12 protein-coding genes, 1 tRNA gene and 1 pseudogene are annotated in these 15,592 nt (G+C 62.3%); 9 read left to right on the forward strand and 5 right to left on the reverse strand.

The features are described from left to right. Positions 1-79: 79 nt before the first annotated feature. Positions 80-910 (reverse strand): annotated as a pseudogene (locus WB528_RS16205) (SDR family NAD(P)-dependent oxidoreductase); the annotation flags it as partial. A gap of 743 nt (positions 911-1,653) precedes the next feature. Between WB528_RS16205 and WB528_RS16210 the strand changes: the two are divergent. From WB528_RS16210 to WB528_RS16220, 3 genes are all read left to right on the forward strand, one after another. Next, positions 1,654-2,874: a GGDEF domain-containing protein gene (locus WB528_RS16210; protein ID WP_423889424.1), complete on the forward strand. Its 1,221-nt coding sequence runs from the start codon at positions 1,654-1,656 to the stop codon at positions 2,872-2,874. Positions 2,875-2,952: 78 nt separating this feature from the next. Further along, entirely contained in the window at positions 2,953-3,534 is a 582-nt protein-coding gene (locus tag WB528_RS16215) for a peptidoglycan recognition protein family protein (RefSeq protein ID WP_423889434.1), read from the forward strand. Positions 3,535-3,625: 91 nt separating this feature from the next. After that, positions 3,626-4,132 carry a hypothetical protein gene (locus WB528_RS16220; RefSeq protein WP_423889425.1) on the forward strand — a complete coding sequence of 169 codons (507 nt, stop codon included), beginning with the start codon at positions 3,626-3,628 and terminating at the stop codon, positions 4,130-4,132. 113 nt (positions 4,133-4,245) lie between these two features. Here WB528_RS16220 and rpoH read toward each other — a convergent pair whose 3' ends face one another. Both rpoH and WB528_RS16230 read right to left on the reverse strand, forming a co-directional pair. Further along, positions 4,246-5,145: an RNA polymerase sigma factor RpoH gene (gene rpoH / locus WB528_RS16225; protein WP_423889426.1), complete on the reverse strand. Its 900-nt coding sequence runs from the start codon at positions 5,143-5,145 to the stop codon at positions 4,246-4,248. 216 nt (positions 5,146-5,361) lie between these two features. Continuing rightward, a complete protein-coding gene (locus WB528_RS16230; protein WP_423889427.1) occupies positions 5,362-6,360 on the reverse strand; it encodes an RluA family pseudouridine synthase in 999 nt (332 codons plus the stop codon). A gap of 23 nt (positions 6,361-6,383) precedes the next feature. Here WB528_RS16230 and WB528_RS16235 point away from each other — a divergent pair, with 23 nt between their 5' ends. From WB528_RS16235 to WB528_RS16250, 4 genes are all read left to right on the forward strand, one after another. Next, complete coding sequence (locus tag WB528_RS16235; protein WP_423889428.1) at positions 6,384-6,716, forward strand: hypothetical protein; 333 nt, start codon at positions 6,384-6,386, stop codon at positions 6,714-6,716. Between the two features lie 93 nt (positions 6,717-6,809). Continuing rightward, positions 6,810-6,884: transfer RNA gene (locus WB528_RS16240), tRNA-Glu, on the forward strand. A 184-nt stretch (positions 6,885-7,068) separates the two neighbouring features. After that, complete coding sequence (locus WB528_RS16245) at positions 7,069-7,644, forward strand: hypothetical protein (RefSeq protein WP_423889429.1); 576 nt, start codon at positions 7,069-7,071, stop codon at positions 7,642-7,644. A 751-nt stretch (positions 7,645-8,395) separates the two neighbouring features. Further along, positions 8,396-8,704 (forward strand): hypothetical protein, encoded by a 309-nt coding sequence (locus WB528_RS16250; RefSeq protein WP_423889430.1) that lies wholly within the window; start codon positions 8,396-8,398, stop codon positions 8,702-8,704. Positions 8,705-8,873: 169 nt separating this feature from the next. On the opposite strand, the gene WB528_RS16255 is transcribed toward WB528_RS16250, so the two are convergent. Then, positions 8,874-10,559, reverse strand: a complete 1,686-nt coding sequence (locus tag WB528_RS16255) for a ShlB/FhaC/HecB family hemolysin secretion/activation protein (RefSeq protein WP_423889435.1) — start codon at positions 10,557-10,559, stop codon at positions 8,874-8,876. A 241-nt stretch (positions 10,560-10,800) separates the two neighbouring features. Here WB528_RS16255 and WB528_RS16260 point away from each other — a divergent pair, with 241 nt between their 5' ends. Then, complete coding sequence (locus WB528_RS16260) at positions 10,801-11,841, forward strand: FecR domain-containing protein (RefSeq protein WP_423889431.1); 1,041 nt, start codon at positions 10,801-10,803, stop codon at positions 11,839-11,841. 47 nt (positions 11,842-11,888) lie between these two features. After that, a complete protein-coding gene (locus tag WB528_RS16265; RefSeq protein ID WP_423889432.1) occupies positions 11,889-14,630 on the forward strand; it encodes an EAL domain-containing protein in 2,742 nt (913 codons plus the stop codon). 171 nt (positions 14,631-14,801) lie between these two features. Here the strand turns inward: WB528_RS16265 and WB528_RS16270 are convergent. Beyond that, the coding region (locus tag WB528_RS16270; protein ID WP_423889433.1) for an outer membrane protein at positions 14,802-15,592 on the reverse strand (791 nt) is incomplete at its 5' end.

The following is a 15,592-nucleotide window of genomic DNA, read 5'->3' on the forward strand; positions in this document are numbered from 1 at the left end:
GCGCGATAGGAGAAATGGATTCCGGGTTCTCGCTTCGCGAGCCCCGGAATGACCGCGACAGAAACTCCTCCTTCCCCTGCTTCGACGCCTTCTCGATCCGCTTCGCCATTACGTTCCAGTAGGTGGCGGGGCGGAAGCGTTGCAGGAGATCCATGAAGCGGGCGTCGCCGCCGATCAGGATGCGCGGCTGGTTCTTTTCGATGCCCTTGATGATCCGAAGTGCGGCATCTTTCGGCGAGGTCTGGGCGATGGCGTCGAACCGCTCGATCGATTGCGCGCGGCGCTCGTTGTCGGTGACGCCGGTGCCGGCGCGCGAGTTGCGCACGATGTTGGTCTTGATCCCGCCGGGATGCACCACGGAAAGCCGGACCGGGCTTTTCGCCATCTGCAATTCGTGGCGGAGCGATTCCGAAAAGCCGCGGACGGCGAATTTCGCCGCTGAATAAGCGGTTTGTCCCGGTGGGGAGACGATGCCGAAAATCGAGGAAACGTTGACGATATGCGAGGCCTTCTGGCTCGCCAGTTGGGCCAAGAACGCGCGGGTCGAATGCACCACGCCCCAGAAGTTGATGTTGAACAGCCACTCGATCTGCGCCTGGTCGATCTCGTGAAACTGGCCGAGCAGCGCGACGCCGGCATTGTTGATGACGATGTTCAGCGAAGGGTGGGCGGCGATCGCCTCGCGGGCAAAGGTCGCGATCTCTTCGGGATTGGCGACATCGACGCGGTGCAGGCTGACCTTGCGCGGGTTAGCCTTGGCGATTTCGGCGGCAACCGCCTGAAGGCCGGCTTCGTCGCGGTCGGCGAGCGCGAGATCCGCCCCGCGTGCGGCGAGTTCGGTCGCCAGCGCCCGGCCGATGCCGCTTGCCGCGCCCGTGATGGCTACGGCGGCTCCAGGGATCGCGGTCATGAAAGATCACTCCGGCATTCGAGAAGGGCTCGCCACAGAATGCGGATCGGGATGGGAGGATCAAGGGGTAATCAACGCAAGGAGGGGATCGAAATGCGGGAATAATAAAAGCGAGAATCAAAAAGGCGAGCCTAGGGCCCGCCGCTTTCATCATCATCATCGCCGAAATTGGGTGCCCGGGCAGAGCGAAGCTCCACCCGGGCTATCGAAACTACTTCTTCTTCGACTTCTTGGCCTTTTTCGCCTTCTTTGCCTTCTTCGCTTTCTTAGCCATAGCATCCTCATTTGAGTTAATGGATTGAAACGCGACACGAGGCATGCTCGGCGGAGGGCCAGCCTCGCAATATCCTCAAATGTAATCCAACAGATTCGCGAGCCTCTGCCCCACACCGTCACGCCTGTGTCATCACGTTATCCACAGAACTTACGCATTTTCGCGTGCTTTTGACGCAAGCGCCGCCGTTGCGCGCGCTCTGTTCGCTTCAATCGCTCGATCGCTCGATCGCTCGGGCGCGAGCTGCGGTCTTCGGCCGTCACGATCAGGGTTAATGCCGCACCAATTCGGCACGCTGCGATCATGAGCGGCGCCGCATTATCTTCAGCATTTCACAACCAAGACGCCGATTTGGTTCCGCAAGTGAGACTCCGTTAATCGGCGCGGCTGCATGGTGCCTCCACAAGACTACGGGGATGGTCGGAGCTAAAAAACGGGGAGACAGGGCGATGATCGCTCTGGGTCTGCAATGTTGAACGTACCGACGCTGTGGACGGCGTTCGTCATCAATTTCCTCGCGCTTGGCCTGATCTGGGCCTACATCCTGCACAGCTATCCGAGCTTTGAAGCGGCGCGGTACTGGACCGGCTCGGCTTTGGCCTTGGCGGCCGGCGCCATGATCGCAACACTCACGGCAGCCACGGAGTCGCTGATCCCGCTGCTGCTCGGCGGCACGATGGTCGTTTTCGCGACCTGCCTGACCGCGATGGGCATCAGGCGATTTTACGGCGATCCGGTCCTGTGGCGGCAGACCGCCGCGATCACCGGGCTGACATTCGCGAGCCTTTCGGTATTCCTGTTCGGCTACGACAGTACGACGGCGCGGATCCTGATCTTTTCCGTGGCGCAAGCGCTGCCGATGGCGCTTTCATTGAAATTGCTGCTCTCGAAGCAGGATGGCCGGGTCGAAGCCGGCGCCCGGCTGGCCGGCGGCGTCGCGATCATCATCATCGGCATCTGCGCGTTCCGCGCGCTGGGCAAGCTGTTTCAGATCGGCACGGACTTCTCCTTCACCCACTTCAACGCGCCGCAATCGATCGCGATCCTGGCGCAGCTATTCTTGTCGATGGTCTGTAATTTCGGCTTCCTGTTGATGGCGATGGACCGGCTGCGCAACGAGGTCGCCGATCTCGCGCTGATGGACGATCTCACCGGCGTCGGCAACCGGCGCCAATTGCTGCAACGCCTGACCGAGGAATGCGCGAGGTCGGATCGCAGCAACCATCCGTTTGCGCTGCTGGTGGTCGACCTCGACAATTTCAAGATGATCAACGACACCCATGGGCATGCCGCGGGCGACGCCTGCCTGCAGCATTTCACACTGATGGCGCAGACGCGGCTCAGGCCAGGCGACCTGCTGGCGCGTACCGGCGGTGACGAATTCTGCATCATGTTGCCGGCTTCCACGCTGCGCGAGGGCGCGATGATCGCGCGCCGGATCGTCGAGGTATGCCGCGCGGATGCGGCCGGCTGCGCCGGCACCGAAGTGCCGCTTTCCGTTTCGATCGGGGTGGCGCAGTGGACGCGGGACATCGGGAACTTGCCGGATCGGCTGATTGCCGCCGCCGACCACGCACTCTACGTCGCCAAGAAAGAGGGCAGGGACCGCTATGCGGTCTACGACCTTTCGCCGCCGCTGGCGCCAGAACCGGAAATCATTCCGCCGCAGCCCATGCGCCGCCACGCCTAGGCGAACTTGTCGCACCGGCGCATAGTGCGTTCCATGAACAGCTTCCGTCTGGTCTTGAGCGCGATTTATGCGTTGGCGATGCCGTCTCTGGCGATCGCGCAGGGACCCTCGATCGAGGCGATCGCGCGCTCTTCCGGCACGCCGGACATTCCGGGCCTGAAGATGGTCTGGCTCGCGCCATGGGGCGATGTCGAGAAGGCGCATCCCTGGCGCAACATCATCGTGCACCAGACCGAGGGGCCGGCGGGCTCGGCGCGCGGCGGCGCGCAGGCGCAAGCGAAAAATCCGGCCCGCCGCGGCGTCATGGTGTGGGTCGAAACCGACGGCACGGTGTACTGGGCTGTCGCCGACAATCTCGTCCCTACCCATACCGACGGCGCCGACCGCAACGACAACAAGTACATCGACAACAGCAAGACCTATCACCAGGTCAACAAGGACACCTCGATCGGGGTGGAGTTCGCCGGCAATTATCCCGAAGTCACGCGGCCCGCGACCGATGCGCAAATCGCCGCGTGGCGTATCCTGGTAAAGGTGTTGCGCGCCCGCTACCGCATCCCGCTCGATCACGTTTATGCGCACAACTGGATCGACTACAAGGACGCCCGCTATTGCGAGGGCTGCGCGCTGGCAACGCTGGCGCGTGAGTGGGGCGAATAGGTAGTCCCCCGTGGCTTAACACAATGTTGGCCCACTGTTCGTGGCGTAATGGCGGAAGCAACGGAGAGGCTTTTTAGGCAGAGGAATTGCAATGTCCGCATCGAATATCCGGCCGGTCGCATCGGAACATCGACATCCATTTTGGCTCCGCGGCATCAGGGCCTTGCGATTGTTGCCGCCCGTGGCGCTGTTGCTCTCCGCTGCGGTTTCGTCAGCCGCGGAGGAGCCAAGCAAGCCGTTCCTGGAAAAGAACAGCTTTTATTTGTCGTCGGCCGGTTTTCGTATCCAGTTCGCCAACGATCCCGCTGGGCAAAAAGCGCTGCGCGCGCTGCCAGCGCACCGCTTTGTCACAAATGGGGTCGGCGACGCCGTCCGTTATCTCTATGCCGAGCCGCAGCATTGCGTCTGCATCTTCGTCGGCACCCGACAGGCCTATGAGCGCTATCGCGAGCTCCTCAACCAGCCGCTAAAGCCGACCGATAATGTGCCTGCCGACTACAAGACCCAGTCCGGCATATTGTTGAGTAACCAGCCCCTGCGGCAGAGCACGCGTGGCGATCCCACCACGCTGTCGGACTATCTCGGCACGCTGCGTTGAGGAAACCCGCGGTTCATTGACAGGGCTCGTGCCGAGCGGGCCGCGTCAAAAAAAAGCCGGCGTTGCCGCCGGCTTTCGTGTTTGTTGCGATCCGCCTTGATCGGTTGTGCGCCTTAAAGCGCGGCCTCTAACGCGGCCGCTTCCTGTCTGGCGATCGTGCCTTTGACCGCCGACTGCACCTTTTCGAAAGCGCGGACCTCGATCTGCCGCACGCGTTCGCGCGACACGCCGAATTCGGCGGCGAGGTCTTCCAGCGTCATCGGATCTTCCGCCAGGCGCCGCGCCTCGAAGATGCGGCGTTCGCGGGGATTGAGCACGCCGATCGCGCCGGTCAGCGCCGAGCGGCGATGATCGAACTCTTCATGTTCGGCCATCAAGGCTTCCTGGTTGGGCGAGTTATCGACCAGCCAGTCCTGCCATTCGCCGGCTTCGCCGTCGTCCCGGATCGGCGCGTTGAGCGACGCATCGCCGCCGAGACGGCGGTTCATGTCGACAACGTCCTGATCGGTGACGCCGAGACGCTTGGCAATCAGCTTCACCTGATCGGGGTGAAGATCACCCTCCTCGAGCGCAGAGATCTTGCTCTTCGCCTTGCGCAGGTTGAAGAACAGTTTCTTCTGGTTTGCGGTGGTGCCCATCTTCACGAGCGACCAGGAACGCAGGATGTACTCTTGTATGGAGGCTTTGATCCACCACATAGCGTAGGTAGCGAGCCGGAACCCCTTTTCGGGTTCAAACCGCTTCACCGCCTGCATCAGGCCGACGTTGCCTTCCGAGACGACCTCGGAAATCGGCAGTCCGTAGCCGCGATAGCCCATGGCTATCTTGGCCACGAGCCTGAGATGGCTGGTGACGAGTTGATGTGCCGCGTTACGATCGTCGTGTTCGCGCAGACGCTTGGCGAGCATGTATTCCTGCCCGGGTTCCAGCATCGGAAACTTGCGGATTTCGGCGAGGTAACGGGAAAGGCCGGATTCTCCATTGAGGATCGGCAGGGTAGCTGTGCGGGCCATTGAGCGCCCTCCACTTGGTTCAGGCCCCCGATAGCGGCGGGCCAGGCAGGCAACTGCTTTGTTAAAGCCAGTCGCTCCGCGATGTTCCACGTTGGATATTCAACGCAGGCGCAACATACACCAAACGAAGCCCGTTTTGGAAGTTAAACCCCCGTCACGTTACGGTGTGGCTGGTATAACTAATTGGCATATCAAGACTTTTCTAACCACCCTGCGTCATAGCGCCGCCCGGAGCGACTCCCGCAAGAGAGCCAGATCTGGCGGCAAATCCGAGTTCCACTCCAGAATCGCCCCGGTTTTGGGGTGCTCCAGGGCCAAGAGGTATGCATGTAGCGCTTGGCGGTCGAGGGCGGTCAGGGCCGCCTGGCTTTGGGGGCCGAGCCGGACAGCCTTGGTCTTGAAGTGGGGGCCATAGGTCGGGTCGCCCATCAGGGGATGCCCGCTATGGGCGAGGTGCACCCGGATCTGATGGGTGCGGCCGGTCTCCAGTTCGCATGAAAGAAGCGACGCCACCGGCTTGCCGTCGGGGCCGTTAAAGCTTTCGACGATCTCCCAATGGGTGACCGCGTGGCGGCCGCTTTCGCGTACCGCCATTTTGTCCCGCGCGTGCGGATGGCGGTCGATCGGCGCGTCGATGCTGCCGCGCTGCCGGTTCGGCACCCCCCAGACGAAGGCGAGGTAGCCGCGCCGCATCTCGCCGGTCTTGCCGTGGTCGGCGAATTGCGCCGACAGCGACTGATGCGCCGCATCGTTCTTGGCGACGACGAGCAGGCCCGATGTGTCCTTGTCCAGCCGGTGCACGATGCCCGGCCGCTTCACCCCGCCGATGCCGGAAAGGCTCTCCCCGCAATGGGCGATCAGCGCATTAACGAGGGTGCCCGTCTCATGTCCCGCGCCCGGATGCACCACGAGTCCACGGGGCTTGTCGATGACGATGAGGTCATCGTCCTCGTAGACGATATCAAGCGCGATATCTTCGCCCTGGGGTTCCGCGGCCACCGGCGCGGGCACGTCGATTGTGATCGTATCGCCCTGGCCGACATGATAAGCGGGATCGCGGACGGGCGCGTTCTTCACCGCGACCGCACCGGCGAGGATCAGCGTCTTGAGGCGGGATCGCGAGAGTTCGCTCAGGCGAGCGGCCAGCACGCGGTCGAGCCGGGGCGACCCCTCGCTGCCTTCGACGATGACTTCCAGCCGCTGATTGTTACTCAAAATTGATTCCAAAGAAGAGCTCGATGACTGACACCGTTGCGCCCGAACCGACTCCCGAGCAGGCCGTGCTGGTTGCGCGGGTGCGGCGCCTGATGCTGATCGCGGGCCTGACGACGGTGCTCGCGATTGCCGCCGTTCTGGTCGCCATCGGCTACCGTCTTTTCAGGTCCGAGGGAAGCGTCAACACGGCTGAGATCACCGCCGTCCTGCCCAGGGGTGCGAAGATCGTCTCCACGGGCGTGGCCGGGGACCGGCTGGTGGTGACACTCGACGTGGGCGGGACGACCGAAATCCGCGCCTTCGATGCGCGCACGTTCAAACCCGCGGGCCGCCTGAGGTTTGTGAACGAGCCTTGATCTTCTTTTCCCTGCCCCTTGCGGGGGAGGGATGAGGGAGAAGAAACCCGCCTTGCCGGACGCCCGTTTCAAGGGTATTCCCTTTGTCGCTAAGCTCCCATCGTCTAGCGGTTAGGACGCGGCCCTCTCAAGGCTGAAACAGGGGTTCGATTCCCCTTGGGAGCGCCAGCGTTCGGGTGCCGTTGTTTCAAGCGCCCATTTTTTTTGCCGGCAACCAGCGCAGCACGGTCAGAATCTGCGGCCGATACTGCAAGAGGGAAATCTCGAGCAGAGGCTGCCGCCGCTGATTTTTTACGCGGCCCGCACACTCCCCCAGTTGTCTGTCCGCCGGCCGGAGTGTAATTTCGACCCGATGTTCGTGGTCTCACGCAGATTGTGTTTCGCATCGGCCGTCGTCGTGGCCGTGCTTGGTCTCGGCTCGCCGGCAGCGCACGCCCAGTCCGTGCCCTATTGGACCACGTCGGCCTGGCCCACCGGCTTCGGTAACAACCTGACGTCCACAAACGCGAATGCTTTTGGCAACTTTTCCTCGCGCTACAATTTCGACAACGGCTGGTTTGTCGGCAGCGAGCACGGCAACCTCGGCTTGGGCTTGAGCAACTTCAGCCAGGCGGGCGCCTTCGGCAATCCGTCATTCACGTACGAAGGCATGCAGACCGGCTACAACTTCAAGAGCGCGCCGGTCTCGATCTATGCCGGGTTCGACACCGTGAAGTATAACGCGCCGCCGATCATCGGCAGCCCCTTCGCGGCCCTGGACTCCACGTCCGCCGACACCGCGCCCGGCTATGGCGTGCATGCGGCAGTCGAAATCCGCCCCACCTCGAATCTCAGCCTCTCGGTCGGGGTCGGCTTCTCGCAACAGCCCTCCGACCTCAATTCCGCGCTGCTGCCCGGCGCTTCGCCGTTGGCGTTCGGCCGCCGCTAAAAGCGGTATTCTCGCGGTCGAAACGGCGGTTCGGGTCCCGGAATTGAACTCGCCGTTCCTCCGCAATATTTCCCGTGCTTGGTCGTTCAATGTTGATTGCCGCGCTGGTAATCCTGGCATCGGCCACGATCGCCGCTTCACCGGCGCAGGCTGTGACATGTTCCTACGATCTCTGCGTTTCGCGCTGTTTCATGGCTGGCGGCAAATACTGCCTCCGGGACAGCGGAATAACCGATCATTAACCATATAAGCCGATGATTTCAGCCAGTTTGGGTGGGCAATCGCGTGCGAGTCGCCGCTGGACTGTCTGGATCGCCCAGGTAACGGCTCCTTCTTGTTTTGCTGATCGGCGGCGAGGAAAAAATCTTGCGAGGTTGATCGTTAAGGAACGCAGGTGGCTGAAACACCGGACAAAGGTAAGCAGCCTGACGCGGCAGCACCGGAGCCTTCGAACCGGGGGCCGGCGATAGCGGTGTCGTTAGCCGCTTTGGCCGTTATCGGCGCGGCCACCGCGAACTCCCTGCCGGATCTCAATCGCTTCTCCCTGGCGGACCTTGGTCGCATCTCCTTGCCGAGTTTCGACCGCGTCGTTTTGCCGAATCTCTCTCTGCCAAATTTTTCTTTGCCGAATTTCTCTTCGTTGAATTTTTCCTGGTCGAATTTCTCTTGGCCGAATTTCGATCGCCTGGCCGCACGGTCTCGCCATGAGACGGCTTCAGTCCCGATACCGGATCCCGTCGTCAGCGCGGCGTTGAAGGATATTCAAATATCGCAGCATCAAAATGCGGTTGTGCTGGCTTCGCTGACGCAGAACTCGGCAAATCAACAGGCGGACTTGAGGAGGATATCCCGTCAGCTCTCCTCGCTGGCGGCGCAGACGGACGCGCTGCAGAAGTCGGTGTCGCCATTGACGACGTCAAGCATCCCGCATCATTTGAATTATCGCGCCCGGGTGGTCCGGCGAAAAACAATTGCCACGCTGCCCAAACCGTTCGGCCCTGTTTCGGTCGGAGGCGCCCCGCTGAGCCCTGCGCCGGCGTCGAACCCGGGCCCGGGATAGCTTTCGGTTCGGTAGCTCGACTCGGTAAACATCGGTCCAAAAGATCGGGCCAACGCGGAAGCGTAGCCGTTAGAGGCTCGGTTTGGCGTCGATTTCGCCGGCGCAACGATGGTCTGGAATCTCCGCCGTTTGCCGTGGCAATGGTCGGACGCTGTCTGGACCGGCCTGATCAGGGACAGCGGTTTGCTGTCCTCGCCGCGCAAAGCTCGAGAGCCGTTGTCAGCGAGAACAGCACACGCACGTCACGCCCGGGATTGTCGGGAACGCGATAGCTCAGCGGAATCGCCACCGAGAGATCGGCCTGCGTGTTGTTGATCAGGAAGAAGCGCACGCCGCCTCCGACCGAGACCAGCGAGATTCCGTCGGTATAGTTGAACCCGGAGTTCCAGGCGACGCCGCTGTCAACGAAGCTGTAGAGCTGATAGCCGGTCATATATATGGAGTTCAGCTTCTGATCGAAGCGCAGCTCCAGCGTGCCGGCCATGCCGTTATCGCCACTGGTCTCGGCGGCGCCGTAGCCGCGACCGAAGGCTGCTCCGCCGAGATAGAATTGCTGCGACAGATAGAGCGGCCCTGACGCGATCTGGCCGGCGCCGGAGATCTTGAGCGACCATGCATCCGTCAAGGTCTGATAGCGCGTGAACCAGGCATTGATCACCGTGAACGACGGCGACGCGCCCCAATGCGATACGAAGTCGTCCCCATCGGGGGAGGCGCCGAGGATGTTGAGGCCCTGGCGCCAGGTCGCTGTCAGGTAGTTGGTGCCGCCGAAATTGTCTTGCAGACGTGAATCCGATGTGAGGCTGAAGGTGCGGATGCGATCGCTGTAGACCGGCCCGAATACATCGCTTTCCGAAACGTTGCTGAGGTCGAACGCCGTTGTCACGGTCAGCGAGGCGCGCTGTGACTGCAACGGCACGATGCTCGCGCGAACCTGAAGTCCCTCGGTCATCGTGTTGTCGGCGTAAGCGTGACGCCAATCGCCGGGCCACACACTGCTGTAGAGGGCGGAGGCGCCGACCTTCACGCCGTCATTCCCGATCGGGGTGTCATAGGACAGCCGGCCGAAAGCAAGTTCGCGCGGATCATTGGGCGTGGTCGAAAGATTGACCGCCAGCGTATCGCCTGGCCTCCCCAGCGAGTTGTAAGCCGCGGTCGCGTAGCTTTGCCACGGGCCGACGGCGGTGGCACCGAGATTGTCGATACCGAAGGAGGTGTAGACGCGCCAGGTCTTGACGAAAACCGTCAGGCGAAAATGGCCGCTGGCGTTGCCGATCTCCTCCAGCGTGGTGTCTTCAACGCGTACGCCCGGACGCCCGTTGACCAGCAGCAATCTGCGTTCGAGCGTCGCCAGCCGCGACGGTTGTTCGGCAAGCACGGGCGAAAGCATCTGGCGTACGCCAAATTCCTGCGCGCCTTCGCCCTTCAGATCGACCGCCGTGATGCTGCCTTCGATCACCTGAATGCGGATCGTTCCATTGTGGATATCCTGCGGCGGCACGATCGCGCGGCTCAGGTGAAAACCCGCCGCTCGATAGATATCGCTGATGCCGGCCGCGATCGCGACGAGGTCGGCCTGCGACACCCTTCTGCCGACGTAGAGCTGATAGGCCGGCGCCAATTGGTCACGGGGGATCGCCGTCGCGCCGACAATCGAGATGTGACGCAGCACGAAGAGTGGCGTCGGATCTGCCGACGGCATTGCGGGGCGCGCGAGCTTCGGCATCGACAGGCGGGGTTGTCCCGCCGCGCTCCGTTCGACCTGCTTGCCACTGAAGCGCTGGTTGAATTGCGTTGGATCGTAGGCGGGTTGGCTGGTCGGCTGCGCGTGCAGGGGCGTCATCCTCACCACCATCAGGAAGGCCGCAACTCCCAGCGTTAGGCAGGCGACCCGGCGACGGGCAATCCGTTTCACGATGCTCCGGTTGTCAAAATACGTGACCGCAACCTGCCCAAATGCTCTTAGGTGCATGAATTTTCATAGAATTTTATGGTCAACGAATCGTTAACGAGCGGTCCAGGAACCCGCAGATATGCTCACGCAATCTTGATCTTTTCGACTTAGCCTCGAAACGGTGACGCTGAGGAAAAGCACCATGGATATCATCCGCCGCTACTTGAGCGTGTTCGCAACCGCGTTTGCGCTAACGGCGACATGTCCCGCGTTCGCCGCCGACGGCGGCACCTGGTCGATCAGCAAATTCTCCGGCGAGGTCCGGATCACGAACGGCGAGGTGCAGCAGGCCTCGCTCAGGCCCGAGGACAATCTGAAACCGGGTGACACCATCCGGACCGGCCGCAACGGCCGTGTGCTGCTGGTACGCGGCGAGGAAAGCATTCTGGTCGCGCCGAATTCCGTCGTCGAACTTCCTGTCGAGCCGAAGGAAGGACTGTCGACCACGATCGTCCAGAAGGCCGGCGCGATCCTGCTTGAAGTCGAGAAGCGCAACGTCAAGCACTTCGAAGTCGAGACCCCGTACCTCGCCGCCGTGGTCAAGGGCACCCAGTTCCGCGTCTCGGTGGGCGCCGCGAGCACCAGCGTCGATGTCATGCGCGGACAGGTCGAGGTCACCGATTTCAGGTCGGGCCAGATCGCCCAGGTGATGCCGGGCCAGAAGGCAACGGCATTCGAGCGCGGCAAGGCCGGCCTGTCGTTGAGCGGTTCGGGCACGTTCAATCCAATCGAGCACGGCAAGCCTCGTCCGTCGTCGGTGGATCGTGTTCCGGTTCCGAAGGGAGGCTTCCCTGCGCTTCGCAGCGTCTCCAACGCCGGCAAGCTTCATGCCCAGGCCACAACGGGCCGGCTGCGGATATCGTCGACGCTTGGCGAAGTGAAGCTCGATGTCCACAAGGTGACCCATGGGTTCGCGCACGGTTCGTCCGCGTCCAGCACGGCCGGCCGGAACAACGAAAGCAACACGGTCTGGAGTTCCACCGCGGCGAGCGGCACGGCTGCCGGTTTGTCATCGGGCAGCGCTGCCAGCAACGCGACGAGCAATGCCTCGCCTGCCGCCGCCACGGTCGCGGCCGCCGTCAACGCCGGAAGCGGCAATGCCGCCAACGGCAATGGCGTCGGCAACGGAAACGGCAATGGCGGGGTCGGCAACGGCAACGGGAAGGGCAACGCCAAGCATTAGCTGACAGCGGAGACGGACGCGAATGTCCGTAGCGGGGGATTGGGGAAGTGAAGCATATCCGGCCACATCTTCTGGTCGCGGCGGTTTTGCTCGTCGTGCTGGCCTCAGGCTGGCACAACGGGCTTCGAAACGCGCTCGCCGACCTTCGCTTCGCCTGGCTGTCACAGCCGGCCGGTAACGACATCGTCGTCATCGCCATCGACGCCCCCTCGATCGAGAAAATCGGCGTCTGGCCGTGGCCGCGCCGGCTTCATGCCGAGTTGCTGAGTCAGCTCGAGCGGGCCGGCGTCAGCGACATCGTTTTCGACGTCGATTTCAGCACGCCTTCAGACCCGGAATCCGACCGCCTGTTTCTCGATGCGCTGGAGCGCGCCGGGGGATCGGTGGTGCTGCCCTCTTTCAAGCAGCCGGGGCCCGATGGCACAACCTTCTTCAACCGCCCGCTGACCGCTTTCCGCGCGCACGCATGGTCTGCGGTCGTCAACGTCGCGATCGAGCAGGACGGTCTGGTCCGCCGCTATCCCTTCGGCCAGAAGCTCGACGGCGAATTCCTGCCATCGATGGGCGCAGTTCTCGCCGGCCAGCATGACGACAAGCGCGGCCCCTTCCTGATCGACTTTTCGATCCATCACCAGAGCTTCCCCCGAATCTCGTTCGTCGACGTGCTCGGCGGCAGCCAGGCAACGCTCGACCGGCTGAAAGACAAGAAGGTCATCATCGGCGGTACCGCGCTCGAACTCGGCGACCGCTTCAGCATTCCCAACGGCGGCATCGTCTCGGGACCGGTTCTGCAGGCGCTGGCCGCGGCCTCCATCCTGCGCGGCCGTGCATTGCACTGGACGTCGGCGACCACAACGCTGATCGGCCTGGTCGCCCTGATGGCCACGATGATCCTGCTCTGGCAAAGGCGCTCGGCCGCAACGCGCGTGGCTGTGCTGGCGGCAGTCGCGGTCGCCGTCGAAGTGTCGGCCTATCTGCTGCAGATGTGGTTTCCGCTTGTGCTGGACACTGCCCTTTTGCACGTCGCGGTCATCGTCTACATCGCCGCCATTGGTCTCGATGAGATCGGCGTTCGCGACCTGCTGGGCCGGATTGCCGAGAATCGCTTCCAGCGGATTGCGATGTCGCTCGGCGATGGCCTTGTCTGCACCGATTCGAACTACCTGATTTCGGTCTGGAATCCCGGCGCGACGACCATCTTCGGTCACGGACCGGAGGAGATGGTTGGCCGGCCATTCGACACGATCTGCGCGGCGAATGCCGAAGCAGGCCGATCTTTCTCGATCCGCGATGCCCAGGCGTTCAGGACTGGCCAGGTGATCGAATTCGACGCGCGGCGCCGCGACGGCGAGATATTCCCGGTGGAAGCCAGCTTCTCGCGCTGGCAGGGCGCGGATGGATTGCAGCACGGCGTCATCCTGCGCGATATCTCGGTGCGCAAGCGCGAGGCGGAGAAGACCCGTTATCTTGCCGAGCACGACGCGCTGACAGGTCTCGCCAACCGCTACACGCTGGAGGCGCGGCTGGCGTCGATGATCGTGGCCGCCGAAGCCAGCGGCACCGAAGTCGTGCTTCTGATCATCGGGCTCGACGGTTTCCAGCATATCAACGGTCTGCTCGGCCATTCCAACGGCGATCTGGTCTTGCGCGCGATCTCCGATCGCCTGACGAGCGAGATCGGCAACGCCGGCATGGTCGCACGGCTAAGCGGCGACGAATTCGCCATTGCGCTGTCGCGTGCCGGCACGGCGGAGAGCGTCGAGCATCTGGCCCGTCGCATCGCCAGCAGCTTCGAGACGCCGGTGATGGCGGGCAGCCGTTCGCACCGGGTCAGGGTTTCGACGGGCGCCGCCGTCTATCCCGGCGGTGGCAGCCGGGCGGACGAGTTGCTGTCCAACGGGCACATCGCCCTTTGCCGCGCCAAGGCGAGCAAGCGCGGCGGCTTCGTGCTGTTCGAAGCCGGGATTCGGCAGGAGATCGAGCGCAGGCTCACGCTGGAAACCGAGCTTGCGCTTGCCGCAGAGCGAGGCGAGTTCGAACTGTTCTACCAGCCGCAGGTTCATCTCGGCACTGGCGGATTGATCGGCGCGGAGGCGCTTATTCGCTGGAACCATCCGGTGCGCGGACTGCTCGCCCCGGGCGAATTCATGCCGGTCGTCAACACATCGTCGATTTCGGAGCCGATCGCGGCCTGGGTGCTGGAGACGGCATGCCGGCAGGCGCGCGCCTGGGAGCAGGCCGGACATCTGCTGCGGGTCGGCGTCAACCTGTCGCCGTCACAGCTCCACTCCGGCGACCTGGCCAGATCCGTTGCGGCCGTGCTCGCCGTCACCGGCCTGACGCCTTCGTTGCTCGAACTCGAAGTGACCGAGGATATCCTGTTGCTCGACGAGAAGAGCGTGCTCAAAACCTTCCAGCGAATTCAAGAGCTCGGCGTTCGCATCGTGTTCGATGATTTCGGCACCGGCTATGCGAGCCTCAGCTACCTGAAGAAATTCCCGCTCGACGGTCTCAAGATCGATCGTTCCTTTGTGTTCAATCTGCTGACCGATTCCGACGACGCGGCGATCGTGAGTTCGACGATCTCGCTGAGCAGGCAACTGGGCCTTTCGGTCATCGCCGAAGGCATCGAGACTCTCGCCACCGCCGATCTTCTCGCGAAGATGGGTTGTGAAGAGGGGCAGGGTTATGTCTTCGCCCGGCCACTGCCAGTGTCGGAGTTCGAAAGCCAATTTCGATCGCCGGCCGCTGCCCGGCGAGATAAACGTGAACTGAGCGGCACGGCATAAAGTCGTCACCCGATTGATCTGACGCATCCGCGTTAAGATGCCGGCTTATGGCCCCGAAGCCGACATCGCCGATCCAGCCGATGGATGCCGGCCAGCGATATCGGCCCTAGCTCGAGGGTATGCCTCTTCGCTGCGTGGCGGCTGTCGATCACACACTCAGCAATGCGAGAATCAATACCGCGCGGCCACCGGGCCGTAGGAACCGAACTTGTAACTCACGCCAAACGTGACCGTCTGGGTTGCAAGCCGCAGATCGTAAGCCACGCTTGAAGGAACAACACCGCCGAACACTGTAGTGCCCGAAGGTGTGGTCGTACGGTTATCGATATTGCTCATTGTCCCAAAAGAGGCATAGCGATATTCCGCTCTCGCGATCCAATTCGAGCCTAGCATAGCTTCAATACCGCCTCCGAGTGTCCAACCAAGCCTGGTTGTGGAATCCGTGATGTTAAGCGGCGTAAGCAATTGGCCGAACGGAGGCAATATGGCGCAAGGCAAGTTAGGAGTTCCGTGGCTGCATGTGGATGTAGATTCCACATGGAGCCAAGCCGGGCCGCCAGTCCCATACAGCAAGATGTCAGGCCGAACTGCATATCCCACGCGAGCCCGCAGGCTGCCGTCCCAAGTCGATTTGAAGTTGAAGGAATCGCCCCCGTTTTGAGGAGTAAAGCCACCAAGACTCGTCAAAAAATCAAGCGACGGATAAGCCATGCCTGCGAGCGTTCTTGTCCTGCCTTCGGCCCAACCCCAATCACCTTCAACTCCCAAAACCCAATTGGAGACCTGCCAGTTGTACCCTAAGTATGGACTAATTTTGAAAGAGGAGCTGTCGAAGCGCGTCGATCCAGGAGAAGAGATTGGAACTGGGAAGCCGTTGATGTTCACCGATGATACGCTTGCATCGGCACTCGTCCAACGCGAGCCGATACCTAGACCGAGATAAAATCCGCCCCATGAAGATC

The organism is Bradyrhizobium sp. (assembly GCF_049586575.1).
In the GTDB taxonomy this organism is placed as follows: domain Bacteria; phylum Pseudomonadota; class Alphaproteobacteria; order Rhizobiales; family Xanthobacteraceae; genus Bradyrhizobium.

Coding starts and splice junctions, on each gene's coding strand:
- WB528_RS16235 (WP_423889428.1), top strand. CDS start 6,384: ATGACTGACACCGTTGCGCCCGAACCGACTCCCGAGCAGGCCGTGCTG.
- WB528_RS16220 (WP_423889425.1), top strand. CDS start 3,626: ATGTCCGCATCGAATATCCGGCCGGTCGCATCGGAACATCGACATCCA.
- WB528_RS16260 (WP_423889431.1), top strand. CDS start 10,801: ATGGATATCATCCGCCGCTACTTGAGCGTGTTCGCAACCGCGTTTGCG.
- WB528_RS16215 (WP_423889434.1), top strand. CDS start 2,953: ATGCCGTCTCTGGCGATCGCGCAGGGACCCTCGATCGAGGCGATCGCG.
- WB528_RS16255 (WP_423889435.1), bottom strand. CDS start 10,559: ATGGTGGTGAGGATGACGCCCCTGCACGCGCAGCCGACCAGCCAACCC.
- rpoH (WP_423889426.1), bottom strand. CDS start 5,145: ATGGCCCGCACAGCTACCCTGCCGATCCTCAATGGAGAATCCGGCCTT.
- WB528_RS16245 (WP_423889429.1), top strand. CDS start 7,069: ATGTTCGTGGTCTCACGCAGATTGTGTTTCGCATCGGCCGTCGTCGTG.
- WB528_RS16210 (WP_423889424.1), top strand. CDS start 1,654: ATGTTGAACGTACCGACGCTGTGGACGGCGTTCGTCATCAATTTCCTC.